We start from the raw sequence: 16,698 nt of genomic DNA on the forward strand, positions 1-16,698 counted from the left end.
GCCTCTCCGCCACCTGACCTTCGCGGCACCGTGCCCGGACATTCCCGGATTCTCCGGCCTCAACCGGCAACGGGTTTGCATCGGGTGGACCCGATCTATAAGGCTGGGCACCATGCCCGCCGCCTCGACCAAACTCCGCGTGCTCGCCGTGTCGGTCATCGCGTCGCTCACGGTAACCGGATGCCAGACCCTGGACGACGCCGGACGGGTGGTCGGGCGAGCCGATCTGGTCAACGACCTCGCCGCCCGGCTGGACCGGGCGCTCGAACTGACCTACTCGGCCGACTACCAGCTGCCGGGCGGGCAGAGCGCCTCGATCGCCCAGGCGCAGGATCCGGCCCGCTCCGCGTACAGCTACCCGGGTGGCAAGCTCACCGTCACCGGCGAGGCGACCACCCAGTGCGAGGCGACCGGCGGCCGGACGGTCTGCACGCTGGCCCCGCCCCCGGCCGCCGGGAGCAAGCCCTCGGTGGCCGTCTTCGCGGAGGCGAAACGACGCGGCCTGATCACCCCGCCGGTCGTGGTGGGCATGTTGACCGCCGCCGCGCTCGAACCCGAGGCGATCATCAAGCAGGACGACACCACCGTGGCGGGGCACCACGCCACCTGCGTGGACGTCGACCGGGCGGGCGACGACTTCGTCGCCTGCGTGACCACGGACGGCGTGCTCGGCAGCTTCACCGGGCAGGTCGACGGCGAGCCGGTCGAGGTGACGCTGAACCGCTACTCGGAGACGATCGACAGCTCGGCGTTCGACCTGCCGCCCGGCGCCGGCATCGTCGACCGGCGCTCGACCACCTCGTGACCACCGCGCCGGTGCCCGTCCCCGACGCCGAGCCGGTCCCCGCCCCGGCCACCGGGCCCGAGCCGCTCTTCCTGCCCGGTGCGGGTGTGCCGGGGCCGCCGGAGCCGCACCATCTCGCGCTGGTGGTGGCCGGCCGGCGGCTGCTGCTCGGCGCCGACGGCCGGTTTCCCCGCATCCGCGACCTGCCCGCCCGCTCGGACTGGGTGCCGCTCGGCACGCTCGACGGCGTACCGGCCTGGGGTGGCGCGCAGCCGGACGGCGAGGAGCCGGCGGCCGACGGGGCCCGCACCGACGAGCCGGGTCGCTGGACGGGCTGGCCGGCCCTCGCCGCCGAGGTCTCCGCGCCGCTCGCCGCGCTGGCCGGGCGGGCGCTCCAGGTGATCACCTGGCGGCGCAGCCACCGCTGGTGCGGTGCCTGCCGAGCCGAGCTGGCCGAGGTGCCGGGCGAGCCCGCCCGCCGTTGCCCCGACTGCGGTCTCTACGTCCCGATGCAGCTCTCTCCCGCAGTGCTGGTCGCGGTCACCCGGCCCGGCCCCGCCGGCCGCCCCGACGAGCTGCTGCTGGTGCGGCACTCGTACGGGCCGACCGAGCTGTGGGCGCTGGTCGCCGGCTTCGTCGAGGCGGGCGAGACGCTGGAGGCGGCGGTGCACCGCGAGGCCGGCGAGGAGGTCGGGCTGACGCTGACCGAGCCGGTCTACTTCGGCAGCCAGCCGTGGGCCATGTCCGGCCCGGGCGTGCTGCTCACCGGATTCACCGCCACCTCGGCCGACCCCACCGCCGAGCCGGTGGTGGACGGCCGGGAGCTGGTGGCGGCCCGCTGGTTCCCACTCGACGCGCTGCCGGCCGAGCTGCCGCCCGCGTACTCCATCTCCCGCTGGCTGATCGACGCGACCCGCGCTGGGACGCGGCGCTAGGCGCCTCGCCAGGAGCACCCGGGCGAGGCCCCTACAGGTCGAGCAGGGACCGAAGGTGGCGCGGCGGTGGGCTGCCGTGGCCGAGCATCGCGTCGTGCCAGTCCCGCAGCGGCACACCCTCCGGCCGGGCCGCGGCGATCTCGGCGACCTCGGTGTAGCCCACGAAGTACGTGGAGAGCTGGGTGGAGGTCAGCAGGGCCCGCCGCCACTTTCCGGCCGCCTCGCCCTCCTCCTGGAACCCCCGCTCGGTCATCAGCGCCATCGCCTCCGCCTCGGACAGCTCCTCGCAGTGCACCAGCTGGTCCAGCAGCGCGTTGATGGTCATCCGCAGCTGCATCTTGAGCTGCTGCAACCGCACCGGCACGCCACCGAAGCCGAGCCCGGTCATCACCTCCTCGGCGTAGACCGCCCACCCCTCGATGAAGGGGCCGGACTCGGCGAGCGCCCGCACCCGGGTTCCACCGGCGTACCGGCGGGCGTGCGCGAGCTGGAGGAAGTGCCCCGGCATCGCCTCGTGCACCGTCAGGTTGCGGATCATGTGGTTGTTGTACTCGCGGTAGAACGACTCGACCCGCTGCGCGGACCAGCTCGCCGGGGTCGGCGCGAGGCAGTAGAAGGTGGGGACGTCGGCGACCTCCAGCGGCCCGGGCGCGTCGCAGTAGGCGACCGCCACGCCCCGCGCGAACTCCGGCATCTCCTGGATCACGCACCGGTCGTCCACCAGCGTGACCAGGTCGTGGGCGCGGACGAAGTCGGTCGCCTCGTCGAGGGTGTTCGAGGCGAGCTCCACGATGGTCGCGTCGTCCGGATGCTCGGCCGCGAGCAGACCCAGCGCCCGGCGTACGGTCTCGTCGTCGGCGGGACCACCGACCAGCTCGACCGCCGCCTCCCGGATCTGCTCGGTGATCCGGTCCAGGTTGGCCCAGGCCCGCTTCAGGATCTCCGGGGCACCGAGCTCGGTGTCGAGGGTGTGCCAGAGCCGCGCCTCCCAGCGGCGCCGGCCCAGCCGCGGATCACGTCCCGGGCCGGCGTCGGCGGCGAGTCCGGTGCGCAGCCAGGCGACGAACTCCTCCACGGCCGCGATCGCCGCGGTGGCGGCCGGCTCCACCCGGTCGTACAGCTCCGGGGCCTGGGCGAGCAGCGCCGGCACCTCGTCGCGGATCAGCGCCGCCGTGCCGGTGAACTGACCGACTGCGGTCTCCGCGTGGATCCGCGGCATGTCACGCAGCGTCCCCCGGGCGATCGCCAGGGTGTCCGGTACGGCGGCGAGCCGCCCGGCGAGCTGCGTCAGCCGCACGTCCGCCGGGGCGTACGGGCGGGCCACGATCGCGTGCAGCAGCGGACCCGGGTTGTGCCGGAGCGGGTCCCACTCGTACGCCCGGATCTCGGTCAGCTCGAAGAGTTCCCGGTCGACGAGGGCGCTGAGCAGGGCGTGGTCGACCCGCTCCTCGTCCTCCAGCGCGTCCCCGTCGATCTCGGAGAGCGCGTTGGCGGCGTCGGTGAGCATGGCCCGGTCGGCCGTGCGCCCATCGGGCGAGAAGTCGGGCAGCTGGTCGTCGAAGCGGTGGTCACCGGCGGACGAGGCCAGATCGGGTCGGCTCTCCAGCAGCGCCTCGACGATCCGCTCGGCCAGCGGGGCAAACGATTCCACCCGCCGACCCTACCGACTCGGCCCGCACTCCCCCCGAACCCCCGCCCGGCCCCAGCCGCGGTGATCAAGAGGTTTGCGTCACCGGGGTGGCCGTTTCTGACGCGAACCTCTTGATCAACTTGGCTGGGTGGGGGGTTCGGGGGTGGGGGGTTCGGCGGCGCGGATGGCTTCGGCGTAGGAGAGGGCGGCGCGGCGGAGAGCCGCTTCCGGGTCGAGACCGGCCTCGCGGGCGGCGGCGACAGTGGCCAGCAGACCGGCACCCAGCCGCGCCTCCGCGTCCACCTGCCCCTGCGCGAGCGGCGGCGGCACGGCCAACCCGAACCGCTCGGCGCGCTCCAGGATCTTCGCGGCCAGGGCGAGCGCCGGCTGGCTGAGGGCGACCCCGTCCAGCACGGAACCGTTCGGCTTCTCGGCCCGCTTGATCCGGTCCCAGTTGGCGGTGATCTCCTCCAGGGTCTCCGCCTCGACACCGGCGAAGACGTGCGGATTGCGCCGGATCATCTTCTCGACGAGGCCGCCCGCCACGTCGTCCACGTTCCACCGCTCGCCCTCGGGCAGCTCCTCGGCGAGCCGGGCGTGCAGCACCACCTGGAGCAGCACGTCGCCCAGCTCCTCCCGGAGGGCGTCGGTGTCACCGGCGCTGATCGCGTCGTACGCCTCGTAGGACTCCTCCAGCAGGAACCGGGACAGGCTCTCGTGCGTCTGCGCCCGCTTCCACGGATCACCACCGGGAGAGGCCAGCCGGTCCATCACGGCGACCGCGTCGAGCAGCCGGGCGCCGGGCGGGTCCCACGAGCCGTACATCAGCTCCAGCTCCGCCAGGCCGGGCTCCCGGGCCAGCCGCAGCCCCAGCTCCCGCGCGAGCGCCTCGTCACCGCTCGGCCCGGCCAACCAGACCACGGTGCCGTGCTCGCGGACCGCGTCGAGCAACGCCTGCGTCGCCGGGCCGTCGACCACCGTGACCCGACCGCCGACGGCACGGATCGCCACCGTCGACTCGCTCTCCGCGCCGGTCAGCACCGGAGCGGAGCGTACGACGTCCCACGCGGCCGCGCTCAGCAGCCCGGCCGGCAGCCGGGGCGAGGTGACCAGCAGGACGATCCGGGCCGACATGCTCAGTTGCGCACCGGCTCGGTCACTCCGGCCGGGTCGTTCGGGTCGACCGGCTCGGCCGGCTCGCTCGACTGGGGCGGCTCCGGGGTGGAGATGTCGGTCACCGGGCCATCCTCGTCGACGTACGGCAACGCGTACACGATGGGGCCCTGCGGGCCGCTCACGAAGGACGGCACGCCGAGGGAGCGGAACCGCGGGTTGACCGACACGTCAGCCCGCTCGGCCTCCTCCTGGAGGGCGACGCTGACCGCCGTCGCGCTGCGCACGAAACCGCCGTCGCCGAAGGCCTGGCGGACCTCCGCCACCGAGAGCCCGCTGTCGATCGCGCCGGTCTCGGCGATGGCGTGGTAGACGGCCATCACGGAGTCGTCGCTGAGTTCGGCCGGCGGGAGCTGCTGGTTCAGCGCCTCGAGGATGTCGATCCACTCGCTCCACAGCCGGGTGTACTCGGTCGTGGCCGGCACCCGCAGCACGCTCTCCAGCTGCGTCGCGCTGACGTTGTCCGCGACCTGCAGGTTCTTCTCGGCCACGACGCGCTTGCCCAGCTCGAGGCTGACCAGCAGGTTCAGCACGTCCTGCCGGGTCACCGTGGACCGCAGCTGCTCGGGCGACGGGCTCACCCCGGTGCGGCCGAGCTCCTGGCGCACGGCCTCACCGAAATCCGCCTGGACGTCGTCGTAGATCGCGTCGACCCGCTCGGTCGACCAGGTGGCGTCACCGACGTACGCGGCGACGTCGGGCGCGGACCGGCCGCAGGCGGCGAGGGAGAGCACAGCGAGGGCCGCGACGCTGGCGGCGGCGATGAGTCGGCGAGCACGCATGAAGGTCACTCTCTCACGCCGACCATCCACCTGTGACGCCCCCCACCCGGCCCGGCCCCACCACCCGCGATCATGAAGTTGTTGCGCGTGGTGGCGGTGTGTCGCAGCAACAACTTCATGATCGACGCGGAGGGGCGGAGGGGCGGAGGGTCAGGCGGGGGTGGCCGCGAGGGCGGGTTCGCCGAGGACGTCGGAGAGGAGCTGGGCGCACCACTCCAGCAGGGCCTGGTCGCGCAGCGGCTCGCCGCCGACCCGACGGGTACTCGGCCGCGGCACGCTGACCTGGTCGGCGGCCTGCTTGTAGACCGCGTCCGGGTGGTAGCGCTTGAGCCGCAGCTGCTTCGAGTCCGGCAACGGCAGCGGGCTGAACCGAAGGTGCTTGCCCTGCATGGAGACGTCGGTGAGGCCGTACCGGCGGGCCAGCAGCCGGAACCGGGCCACCGCGACCAGGTTCTGCACCTGGACGGGCGGCTCGCCGTACCGGTCGGTCATCTCGGCGACCACCTCGCGCAGCCGCTCCTCGTCGCGCGCCTCGGCGAGCTTGCGGTACATCTCCAGCCGCAGCCGCTCCACCCCCACGTAGTCGTGCGGCAGGTGCGCGTCGATCGGCAGGTCGATCTTGACGTCGGTCTCCTCCTCGGGACCCTCGCCCTTGAACGCCTGCACCGCCTCGCCGACCATCCGCACGTACAGGTCGAAGCCCACGCCCTCGATGTGCCCGGACTGCTCACCACCGAGCAGGTTGCCGGCGCCCCGGATCTCCAGGTCCTTCATGGCCACGTACATGCCGGCGCCCAGCTCGGTGTGCTGGGCGATGGTGGCCAGCCGCTCGTGCGCGTGCTCGGTGAGCGGCTTCTCCGGCGGGTAGAGGAAGTACGCGTACGCCCGCTCCCGACCCCGGCCGACCCGGCCCCGGATCTGGTGCAGCTGGGCCAGGCCGAGCAGGTCGGCGCGCTCGACGATCAGGGTGTTGGCGTTCGGGATGTCGATACCGGACTCGACGATCGTGGTGCAGACCAGTACGTCGAACTCCTTCTCCCAGAAGCCGACCATCACCTTCTCGAGCGCCTCCTCGCTCATCTGCCCGTGCGCCACCGCGACCCGCGCCTCGGGCACGAGCTCCCGGATGCGTCGGGCCGCCCGCTCGATCGACTCGACCCGGTTGTGCAGGTAGAAGACCTGCCCGTCGCGGAGCAGCTCCCGGTGCACGGCGGCGGCCACCTGCCGGTCGTCGTACGCCCCGACGGCGGTGAGCACCGGGTGCCGCTCCTCCGGCGGGGTGGCGATGGTGGACATCTCCCGGATGCCGGTGATGGCCATCTCCAGCGTGCGCGGGATCGGCGTGGCCGACATGCTCAGCACGTCGACCGAGGCGCGCATCGTCTTCAGGTGCTCCTTGTGCTCGACGCCGAAGCGCTGCTCCTCGTCGACGATCACCAGGCCGAGCGACTTGAACCGGGTCGCCGCCTGGAGCAGCCGGTGGGTGCCGATGACGATGTCGACCGTCCCGTCCGCGGCCATCGCGAGGGTCTGCTCGGCCTCCTTCGGGGTCTGGAACCGGGACAGCTGCCGGATGGTCAACGGGAACTGGCCCATCCGCTCGGCGAAGGTGTTGTAGTGCTGCTGCACGAGCAGCGTCGTCGGCACCAGCACGGCGACCTGCTTGCCGTCCTGCACCGCCTTGAACGCCGCCCGTACCGCGATCTCGGTCTTGCCGTAGCCGACGTCGCCGCAGATCAGCCGGTCCATCGGGACCGTCTGCTCCATGTCCCGCTTGACCTCCTCGATCGCGGCGAGCTGGTCCGGCGTCTCCTGCCACGGGAACGCGTCCTCCAGCTCCCGCTGCCACGGCGTGTCCGGGCCGAACGCGTGCCCCTTGGATGCCTTCCGGGCGGCGTAGAGCTGGATCAGCTGGGCGGCGATCTCCCGGACCGCCTTGCGGGCGCGGGCCTTGGACTTCTGCCAGTCCGAGCCACCCATCTTGTGCAGCGTGGGCTGCTCACCGCCGACGTACCGGCTGAGCTGGTCGAGCTGGTCGGTCGGGACGAAGAGCCGGTCGCCGGGCTGGCCGCGCTTGCTCGCGGCGTACTCGATGACCAGGTACTCCCGGCTGGCCCCGTTGACGGTGCGCTGCACCAGCTCGACGTAGCGGCCGATGCCGTGCTGCTCGTGCACCACGTAGTCGCCGGCCTTCAGCTCCAGCGGGTCGATGGTGTTGCGCCGCCGGCTCGGCATCTTGCGCATGTCGCGGGTCGACGTGCCCCGACCGCCGGTGAGGTCGTTGCCGGTGAGCAGCACGAAGCGGGACGCCTCGTCGACGAAGCCGGCGCTGAGCGAGCCGCAGGTGACCAGGAGTTCACCGGCGGTCGGCGCGGCGGGCACCTGCTCGGTGAGCCGGGCGCCCAGCCCGGCGTCGCGAAGCACCTCGACGGCTCGCGTGGCGGGACCGTGCCCCTCGAAGACCAGCGCGATCGACCAGCCCTCGCCGGCCCAACGCTTCAGGTCCTCGACCACCCGCGCGGTCTCGCCGTGGTAGAGCGGCGCCGGCTGCGCGGCCAGCGTCACCGAGATCGCGTCGTCGGGGGTGACGGTGGCCTCGTCCGGCGCGTCCTCCCAGGGCTGGCGCGCCGGGGCGGCCTCCGCCTCGATCAGGCCGAACGGGGAGAGCGTCCACCACGCCTGGCCCAGCTTGCCGGCGGCGGCGCGCAGTTCGGCGAGGCTGCGGAAGGCGGCCGCGCCGAGGTCGACCGGCGCCTGACCGCCGACGGCCGCCGCGGCCCAGCTGGCCTGGAGGAACTCCTCGGAGGTACGCACCAGGTCGTGCGCCCGGGTGCGGATCCGCTCCGGGTCGCAGAGCAGCACGTGGGTGCCGGCCGGCAGCACGTCCAGCAGCAGCTCCAGGCTCTCGTCGCCGAGCAGCGCCGGGACCAGCGACTCCATCCCCTCGACCGGGATGCCCTCGGCGAGCTTGTCGAGGATCTCCGCCAGCTCCGGGTGCTGCTCGGCCAGCGCCGCGGCCCGCTCCCGCACCTGCGGGGTGAGCAGCAGCTCCCGGCACGGCGGCGCCCAGAGCTGGTCGACCTGCTCGATGGTCCGCTGGTCGGCGACGGCGAAGGTGCGGATCTCCTCCACCTCGTCGCCCCAGAACTCGACTCGGGACGGGTGCTCGTCGGTGGGCGGGAAGACGTCGAGGATGCCGCCGCGCACGGCGTACTCGCCGCGCTTGGTGACCAGGTCGACCCGCGCGTACGCCATGTCGGTGAGCCGGCGGGCGACCTCCTCCAGGTCCGCCTCGGCGCCGGGGGCCAGCTGCACCGGCTCCAGGTCGCCGAGCCCCTTGAGCTGGGGTTGCAGCAACGAGCGCACCGGGGCGACCACGACCCGCAGCGGGCCGGTACGACCGTGCGCGTCCGCCGCCTCCGGGTGGGCCAGCCGGCGCAGCACGGCGAGCCGTCGGCCGACGGTGTCGGAGCGGGGCGAGAGCCGCTCGTGGGGCAGCGTCTCCCAGGACGGGAAGACCGCCACCTGCTCCGCCGGCAGCAGGCTGCCCAGGGCGGCGGCGAGGTCGTCGGCCTCCCGGGTGGTCGCGGTGACCGCGAGGACCGGCCGGCCGGCGCCACCGGCGCCCTCCGGACCGGCGTCGGCGGCCACGGCGGCCACCGCGAACGGGCGCAGCGCCGACGGGGCGGTGATGTCGAGGCCGTCGGCGTGCGCGGCACCGGAGCGCGCCAGGTCACGCGCCCGGGCCAGCCCGGGGTCGGCCAGGGCGGCGGAGAAGAGTCCGGTGAGCATCTGCGATCACTTCCAGAGGAGTCGACGCGTGTGGTGCGCTCGGGGCACACGACAGAGACCCCGCGTCCAGCCGGACGGGGGGTGCACGACCACCAGCCTATCTCCGCCGACCGACGGTGGCCCCGTTCCGCCCCGCCCGTCACCTGCCCACCCGTCTGCGACCCCGCCGGCCGACGGCGCACCGCCGGGTCGATCCAGCAAGATCCGCGCAACTTCCCCGAAGTGGTGGTCTCCGGGCCAGCGGAGGCCGCTACTTCCCCGCAGCTGCGGCCTCCCCGGAGTCGCGCGGATCCTCGAGGACGGGTGGGGATCTTGACCGGGCGCGGGGCGCCGTGGTCGGGTTTCGGGATGAGCGAGCAGTGGCGGGCGCAGTTCGACGCCGAGGTGAGCTTCGCCAACGGCGGCGGGCTGCGTACGGAGGGCTTCCGGCTGGACCTCCCCGGCCGGAAGATCAGCGACGCCGACCTGGCGGCGCTCCTGGTCCGCCACCTCGGCCTGCTGATGGTGGCCGAGGTACGGATCAGCAACGTGACGATCATCCAGGAGCCGCACAAGGGCGGCCGGGGCGTGGCCGGCGCGGCGCCCGGCGGCCGCCGGCTCGTCGAGTTGAGTCACGTCATCCACGACGGGCTGGTCACCCTGCCTGGCTGGCCGGCGCCCCGGGTGAGCGAGTGGCTGACCCGGGAGGCGTCCCGGGCGAACTACGCCCCGGGCACCGAGTTCCAGGTCGGCCGGATCGACATGATCGCCAACACCGGCACGTACCTGGACACCCCGGCGCACCGCTTCCCCGACGGGGCCGACCTGACCGGGGTGCCGCTGGACCGCCTCGCCGACCTGCCCGGGATCGTGGTCCGGGTGCCGCCCGGCGCCCGGGCGCTGGACCGGCTGATGCTCGCCCCGTACGACGTGGCCGGCAGGGCGGTGCTGCTGCACACCGGCTGGGCCGCCCACTTCGGCACCCCGCGGTACGGCGCGCCCGAGGCGCCCCACCTGACCGGGGAGGCCGCACGGGCCCTCGCCGAGGCGGGAGCCGCGCTGGTCGGCATCGACTCGATCAACATCGACGACATGAGCCCGGCGGCGAACGGCGAGCGCCCGGCGCACACCGCCCTGCTCGCCGCCGGCATCCCGATCGTGGAGCACCTGACCGGCCTCGACGCGTTGCCGCCGGACGGTTTCCGGTTCACCGCCGCCCCGCCCCGGGTCGCCGGCATGGGCACCTTCCCGGTCCGCGCGTTCGCGGTGGTCGACGCCTGACACCCGGCGCGACGACCGCCCGGAGGTCGCCGCCTCGGGCGAGGCGGAGCCGGCGACCTCCGGGAGGCTGCGGGGATCCCGGCCGGGGGCTCAGTAGCGCACGCTGATCCGGCGTTCGATGGCGTCGATCCGCATCTCGCCGCCGTACGGGATGATCAACTGCGGGTCGGTGTGACCGAGGTCGACGTCGAAGACCACCACGGCGTCCGGGTGGTACGCGGCCAGCGCCTTCGTGACCGCCGCCCGCTGCGCCTCGCCCCAGGCGATCCGCTGCTCCAGCGTGTGCGGCTTGTCGAACTCCCACGCCTTCGGCCGGCCGACCACGATGGCGGGGAACCCGGCGAGCAGGCCGCGCTCGCCCATGTTCCGCACGATCCGGAAGACCTCGGTGTCGGGCGGCAGCTCCTCGGAGGTCTCGAGGATCAACACCGAGCCGGCCAGCTCGGCGGCCGAGGGGACCCGATCGGCGGCCAGCAACCAGTGCAGGATCTCCAGGTTCCCACCCCACGTCGGCCCCTGCACCACCCGCTCCGGGCCCTGCCAGCGCCAGCCCTCGCCGGGGAACATCACCGGCTCCTCGGCCAGCGCCGCCGGGTCACGCCAGTCGCGCGGCTCGTCGCCCCACTCCCGCGCGGGCGTCAGCTCGTACCAGCCGGAGGTGAAGAGGGCGGCGCGCAGCGAGTCGAAGGTCAGCCGGTGCGGCGCGCCGGCACGGCCGAGGTGCACCAGCACCGACCCACCGTGGTACGCGACCAACCCGAGCCGGTGCAGGTGGTTGAGGACGTTGGTGTTGTCGGAGTACCCGAAGTACGGCTTCGGGTTGGCCTGCAGCACCGCGTCGTCCAGGTGCGGGGTGACGGTGATCAGGTCGTCGCCGCCGACGGTCGCCAGCACGGCGGTGATCGACGGATCGGCGAACGCGGCGGTGAGGTCCCGGGCCCGGTCCCGGGGGTCGGCACCCATCACCCGGGTGGTCGGGTACTCGACGGGCTCCAGGCCGAACTCCTCCCGCAGGCGCCGCAGCCCCAGCTCGTACACGTGGGGGAAGATCGCCGGGAGCCCGGCGGAGGGCGAGACGACGGCGACGCGGTCGCCCGGTTTCGGTTTCGGCGGATAACGCAACGGCGGCATGATCGAACGCTAGTCGGCTCGACAATCCCTTTTCCACGGGTGGAGAGCGTCCGAGCCTCACCTACGACCGGCCCGCGACGATGGCAAGAGCCCCCGGCTATGAAAAAAGCGATAGCCAGGGTCCCCTCCTTACATCCACGTCCACGCGGATACGATCCAGTAAGTCGGACAGCGCTGTCCTTCGTACGCCACGTAAGGAGCGCCCCGTGACCGACCAGCACGACCACGACGGCCCCGACGCCGCCCTGCGAGCCGACATCCGCCGCCTCGGCACCCTGCTCGGCCAGACCCTCGCCCGCCAGGAGGGCCGCCCGCTGCTCGACCTCGTCGAGGAGATCCGCGCGCTGGTCCGCTCCGAGGCCCCCACCGCCGCCCAGCGGCTCGCCACGCTCGACGTGACCACCGGCACCAAGCTGGCCCGGGCCTTCTCCACCTACTTCCACCTCGCGAACATCACCGAGCAGGTGCACCGGGCCCGTGACCTGCGCCGCCGCCGGGCCACGCACGGCGGCTGGCTGGACCAGGCGGCCAAGATGATCGCCGAGCGCGGGGTGCCGGCCGAGGAGGTCGCCGCCGTGGCCCGCCGGCTCGCCGTCCGGCCGGTCTTCACCGCGCACCCGACCGAGGCGGCCCGCCGGTCGATCCTGTCGAAGCTGCGCGCGATCGCCGACGAACTGGACGCCGAGACCGCCAACGCGATCCTCTACGGGGCGAGCGACGAGGGCCCGGCGAACCGGCGCCTCGCCGAGCTGCTGGACCTCATGTGGCAGACCGACGAGCTGCGGCTGGATCGGCCAGACCCGACCGACGAGGCCCGCAACGCCATCTACTATCTGCGCGACCTGTACGCCGAAGCCGCCCCGCAGGTCCTCGACGACCTCGCCGAGACGCTGCGCGCCCTCGGCGTGGAGACCTCGCCGACCGCCCGGCCGCTGAGCTTCGGCACGTGGATCGGCGGCGACCGGGACGGCAACCCGTTCGTCACCCCGACCGTGACCCGCGAGGTCCTGCGGATCCAGCACGAGCACGGCATCCAGGCCACCGAGACGGCCATGGAGCACCTGATCAACGAGGTGTCGGTCTCCCGGCGACTGCGCGGGGTGTCGCTGGACCTCTCCGCGAGCCTCGCCGCCGACCTGGACGCGCTGCCCGAGGTGGCACCCCGGTTCCGCCGGGTCAACGCCGAGGAGCCGTACCGGCTCAAGGCGCGCTGTGTGAAGGCCAAGCTGGCCAACACCCGCGAGCGGCTACGGCAGGGCACGCCGCACGTGCCGGGCCGCGACTACCGGGGCTCCAGCGAGCTGATCGCCGACCTGGAGCTGCTGCGCGCCTCGCTGGCCCGCAACTCCGGCCAGCTCACCGCCGTGGGACGGCTCGCCTCGACCATCCGCACCGTCTCCGCGTTCGGTCTGCACCTGGCCACGATGGACGTCCGGGAGCACGCCGAGGCGCACCACGCGGTGCTGGCGCAGCTCTACGCCGCCGTCGGCGAGGTCTCGGACTATCCGGCGCTCAGCCGGCTGGAGCGGACGAAGCTGCTCGCCGACGAGCTGACCGGCCGCCGGCCGCTCTCCACCCTGGACACCCCGCTCACCGAGCCGGCCCGCAAGACGTTCGACGTCTTCGGCGCCGTCCGCGAGGCGCAGGACCGGTTCGGCGACGAGGTCATCGAGTCGTACATCATCTCGATGACGCTCGGCGTGGACGACGTGCTCGCCGCGGTGGTGCTCGCCCGCGAGGCCGGCCTGGTGGACGTGCACAGCGGCCGGGCCCGGGTCGGTTTCGTGCCGCTGCTGGAGACCCCGGCGGAGCTGAACGCCGGCGGTGAGCTCCTCGACGAGCTGCTCTCCCTGCCGGCCTACCGGGCGCTGGTCGCGGCCCGCGGCGACGTGCAGGAGGTCATGCTCGGCTACTCCGACTCCAACAAGGAGGCGGGCATCACCACCAGCCAGTGGTCGATCCACCGGGCGCAGCGGGCGCTGCGTGACGTGGCCGCCCGGCACGGGGTCCACCTGCGCCTCTTCCACGGTCGTGGCGGCACGGTGGGGCGCGGCGGCGGGCCGACGCACGAGGCGATCCTGGCCCAGCCGTACGGCACCCTCGACGGCGCGATCAAGGTGACCGAGCAGGGTGAGGTCATCTCCGACAAGTACACCCTGCCGTCGCTGGCCCGGGAGAACCTGGAGCTGACCCTGGCCGCGGTGCTCCAGGCGACCCTGCTGCACACCGCGCCGCGGCAGCCCGCCGAGATGCTGGAGCGGTGGGACGCCGCCATGGACGTCGTCTCGGCGTCGGCGTACCGGTCGTACCGGTCGCTGGTGGAGGATCCGGACCTGCCCGCGTACTTCTGGGCGTCCACGCCGACCGAGCTGCTCGGCGCGCTCAACATCGGTTCCCGCCCGGCGAAGCGACCGAACACGGGAGCGGGCCTGGCCGGTCTGCGGGCCATCCCGTGGGTCTTCGGCTGGACGCAGACCCGGCAGATCGTGCCGGGTTGGTTCGGGGTCGGCTCCGGGCTGGCCGCGGCCCGCGAGGCCGGCCTCGCCGACGTGCTGGCCGAGATGCACCGAAACTGGCACTTCTTCGGCACGTTCCTGTCGAACGTGGAGATGATGCTGACCAAGACCGACCTCGGCATCGCCCGGCGCTACGTCGAGACGCTCGTACCGGAGCAGCTCCACCCGATCTTCGAGAAGATCGAGCAGGAGTACGAGCTGACCCGGCGTGAGGTGCTCGCCGTCACCGGGTCCCCCGCGCTGCTCGACAGCTCCCCGGTGCTGCAGCGCACCCTCGCGGTGCGGGACACCTACCTGGAGCCACTGCACCACCTCCAGGTGGCGCTGCTGCGTCAGTACCGCGACTCGGGCGCCGCCGGCCGGGCGGTCGCCACCGCGCCGGGCGGTCGGCGGGCTCCCAGCGACGGTACGGCGCTGGAGCGGGCGCTGCTCACCACGGTCAACGGGATCGCGGCCGGGATGCGCAACACGGGCTGACCGCCGCGCGGCACGTTCGGGCCGGCCCGGAGGGCGCGCGGACGAGTTGCCAGGTCTCCGGCAGGGGCGCCGCTTCCAGGCGCGCGTCGGAAGCTGGGGCCTCCGGATTCGCACACTCACCGACGAGAGCCTGATACCGCTGAGTCATAAATTGCTGCAGCGGTATCAGGCTCTTCCGCGCCGGTCGGGGCGCGCGCCGCGCGGGGCGGGATCAGTCGCCGCCACCCCCGAAGTCGCCGCCGCCGAAGTCGCCCCCGCCGAAATCGCCGCCACCGCCGAAATCGCCGCCGCCCTGGTCCGCGCCGCCCTGGTCACCGAAGTCGTTGCCGTCGGCGAAGCCCTCCTGGTAGCCGGCCTCGTAGCCGTAACCCGGGTCGGCGAAGGCGGGCGAGAAGAGGGCGTCGGCGATGAGCACGCCGCCGAGCACCCCCGCTCCGGCGCCGAGCGCGGTCTTCCACCAGGGCGTCGAGTACCAGCCGGCCGGCACCGGCCGCCCCTGGAACCGGCCGCCCGGGTAGTAGTACGGCGTATCCCGGCCCGGCTGGGGCCCCGCCTTGAAGGTCTGCCCCTGCACCTCGACCTGCCGTTCCCGGGTCAGCTCCCCGGTGCCCGCCGCGGCGGTCAGCGGCGGCAGCTCGGGGCCGGGATCGATGCCGAGCGCGATCCGGGCCGCCCGCGCGTAGGCGAGCCCCTCCAGCGCCGTCTCCCGGGCCAGCCGGAACTGGTGCACCGTCGCGGCCTGCTCCAGCTGACTTCCGGCGGCGTTGTACCGCTCGGACGCGTCGACCAGCGCCTGCCGCACCGCGGGCTCGTCACCGTGCAGGTTCATCACCTGGCCGCCGAGACGCTCGTACCAGCGCTGGGCGTCGGCGCGCACGTCAGCCAGCTCGCGGGCGTGCCGGGCAGCCGTCTCGCGCCGCCACCAGACCAACGCACCCACGACCACCGCCACGAGGACGACCACGAGCAGAATTTTCATGGCCACGACGGTACCGAAGCCGGCAAGGTCGTACGCGTTTGGCAAGCTTCGGTGATGGACTTCCCGACGCTCGCCGTGGTGGTGGTCTGTCTCGGCGCCGGCGGCGCGGTGGGGTGGCTCGCCGCCCGGTCCCGCGCCTCGGCCGAGATCGCCCGGTTGGACGCCACCCTGCGCGCCACGCGCGAGGGCGAGGGGCGGCTGGAGCAGTCCCTCCGGGCGCTGAGCTACGAGGCGACCGCGCAGTCCCAGGAGGCGGTCTCCCGGGCCGTCGCGCCGCTGCACGAGACCCTGCGCCGCTACGAGCAGCGGGTTGCCGACCTGGAGCACGAGCGGGTCGACGCGTACGCGGAGCTGCGTGAGCAGGTGCGCTCGATGAGCGTGGTCTCGGGTGAGCTGCGCACCGAGACGAAGCAGCTCGTGGCGGCGCTGCGCGCCCCGCAGGTCCGCGGCCGATGGGGCGAGCACCAGCTGCGCCGGATCGTCGAGGCGGCCGGCATGCTGGAGCACTGCGACTTCGCCGAGCAGGTCACGGCAGCCACCGATCACCAGGTGGTCCGCCCCGACCTGGTCGTACGACTGCACGGCGGCCGCTCGGTGGTGGTCGACGCCAAGGCACCGTTCGACGCGTACCTCACGGCGATGGAGGCGCGCGACGAGCGCAGCCGGGACACCCACCTCGACGCGCACGCCCGGCACCTGCGGGCGCACGTCGACGCCCTGGCCGCCAAGACCTACTGGGCCGCGTTCGACAGCACACCGGAGTTCGTGGTGCTCTTCGTGCCGGCGGATCCCTTCCTCGACGTGGCCCTCCAGCGCGACCCGACGCTGCTGGAGCACGCCTTCGCCCGCAACGTGGTGCTGGCCACCCCGGCCACCCTGGTCGCGCTGCTGCGTACCGTCGCCTACTCCTGGCGGCAGGAGGCGCTGGCCCGCAACGCGGCGGCGGTGCACTCGCTGGCCCGGGAGCTGCACGGCCGGCTCGCCACGCTCGGCGACCACGTCTCCAAGCTCGGTACGGCGCTGGGCGGCGCGGTGACCGCGTACAACCGGGCGGTCGGCTCGTTGGAGGCGCGGGTGCTGGTCAGTGCCCGCAAGCTCGCCGAGCTGGGCGTCTCGGACCGGGAGCTGGAGGCCCCGGCGCAGGTCGAGTTGGCGCCCCGGCAGCCGCAGGCGCCGGAGCTGCTCGACGCGGCCGAGAACGAGCTGCCGTCGCGCTGATCCCGGCTCGCCGAGGCGGCC

11 protein-coding genes are annotated in these 16,698 nt (G+C 73.6%); 5 read left to right on the forward strand and 6 right to left on the reverse strand.

The window, feature by feature from the left end; translation table 11 throughout:
* Positions 1 to 112: 112 nt before the first annotated feature.
* The gene (locus D7044_RS25955) at positions 113 to 805 is read left to right on the forward strand and encodes a hypothetical protein (protein ID WP_120673324.1); all 693 of its coding nucleotides are present in this window, start codon (positions 113 to 115) and stop codon (positions 803 to 805) included.
* Entirely contained in the window at positions 802 to 1,719 is a 918-nt protein-coding gene (locus tag D7044_RS25960) for an NAD(+) diphosphatase (RefSeq protein ID WP_233565133.1), read from the forward strand. The genes D7044_RS25955 and D7044_RS25960 overlap by 4 nt, the downstream gene beginning before the upstream one ends.
* A gap of 31 nt (positions 1,720 to 1,750) precedes the next feature.
* Here the strand turns inward: D7044_RS25960 and D7044_RS25965 are convergent, their stop codons facing one another.
* From D7044_RS25965 to mfd, 4 genes are all read right to left on the reverse strand, one after another.
* Positions 1,751 to 3,370, reverse strand: a complete 1,620-nt coding sequence (locus D7044_RS25965; protein ID WP_120673325.1) for a DUF885 domain-containing protein — start codon at positions 3,368 to 3,370, stop codon at positions 1,751 to 1,753.
* A 114-nt stretch (positions 3,371 to 3,484) separates the two neighbouring features.
* A complete protein-coding gene (locus D7044_RS25970) occupies positions 3,485 to 4,483 on the reverse strand; it encodes a nucleoside triphosphate pyrophosphohydrolase (protein ID WP_120673326.1) in 999 nt (332 codons plus the stop codon).
* Between the two features lie 2 nt (positions 4,484 to 4,485).
* Complete coding sequence (locus tag D7044_RS25975) at positions 4,486 to 5,304, reverse strand: hypothetical protein (protein ID WP_120673917.1); 819 nt, start codon at positions 5,302 to 5,304, stop codon at positions 4,486 to 4,488.
* 150 nt (positions 5,305 to 5,454) lie between these two features.
* On the reverse strand, positions 5,455 to 9,096 hold the full coding sequence (gene mfd / locus D7044_RS25980) for a transcription-repair coupling factor (RefSeq protein ID WP_120690459.1): 3,642 nt from the start codon (positions 9,094 to 9,096) through the stop codon (positions 5,455 to 5,457).
* Between the two features lie 348 nt (positions 9,097 to 9,444).
* Here mfd and D7044_RS25985 point away from each other — a divergent pair, with 348 nt between their 5' ends.
* Positions 9,445 to 10,356: a cyclase family protein gene (locus D7044_RS25985; protein ID WP_120690509.1), complete on the forward strand. Its 912-nt coding sequence runs from the start codon at positions 9,445 to 9,447 to the stop codon at positions 10,354 to 10,356.
* A 90-nt stretch (positions 10,357 to 10,446) separates the two neighbouring features.
* Here the strand turns inward: D7044_RS25985 and D7044_RS25990 are convergent, their stop codons facing one another.
* A complete protein-coding gene (locus tag D7044_RS25990) occupies positions 10,447 to 11,487 on the reverse strand; it encodes a S66 family peptidase (RefSeq protein WP_120690460.1) in 1,041 nt (346 codons plus the stop codon).
* Between the two features lie 206 nt (positions 11,488 to 11,693).
* Between D7044_RS25990 and ppc the strand changes: the two genes are divergently transcribed.
* A complete protein-coding gene (gene ppc, locus D7044_RS25995; protein WP_120690461.1) occupies positions 11,694 to 14,480 on the forward strand; it encodes a phosphoenolpyruvate carboxylase in 2,787 nt (928 codons plus the stop codon).
* Between the two features lie 211 nt (positions 14,481 to 14,691).
* Here ppc and D7044_RS26000 read toward each other — a convergent pair whose 3' ends face one another.
* The gene (locus D7044_RS26000) at positions 14,692 to 15,459 is read right to left on the reverse strand and encodes a hypothetical protein (protein ID WP_120673919.1); all 768 of its coding nucleotides are present in this window, start codon (positions 15,457 to 15,459) and stop codon (positions 14,692 to 14,694) included.
* A gap of 54 nt (positions 15,460 to 15,513) precedes the next feature.
* Here D7044_RS26000 and D7044_RS26005 point away from each other — a divergent pair, with 54 nt between their 5' ends.
* Positions 15,514 to 16,677 carry a DNA recombination protein RmuC gene (locus D7044_RS26005; protein ID WP_120690462.1) on the forward strand — a complete coding sequence of 388 codons (1,164 nt, stop codon included), beginning with the start codon at positions 15,514 to 15,516 and terminating at the stop codon, positions 16,675 to 16,677.
* Positions 16,678 to 16,698: the final 21 nt, after the last annotated feature.

Origin of the sequence: Micromonospora musae (assembly GCF_003626635.1) — a bacterium.
GTDB lineage: Bacteria > Actinomycetota > Actinomycetes > Mycobacteriales > Micromonosporaceae > Micromonospora > Micromonospora musae.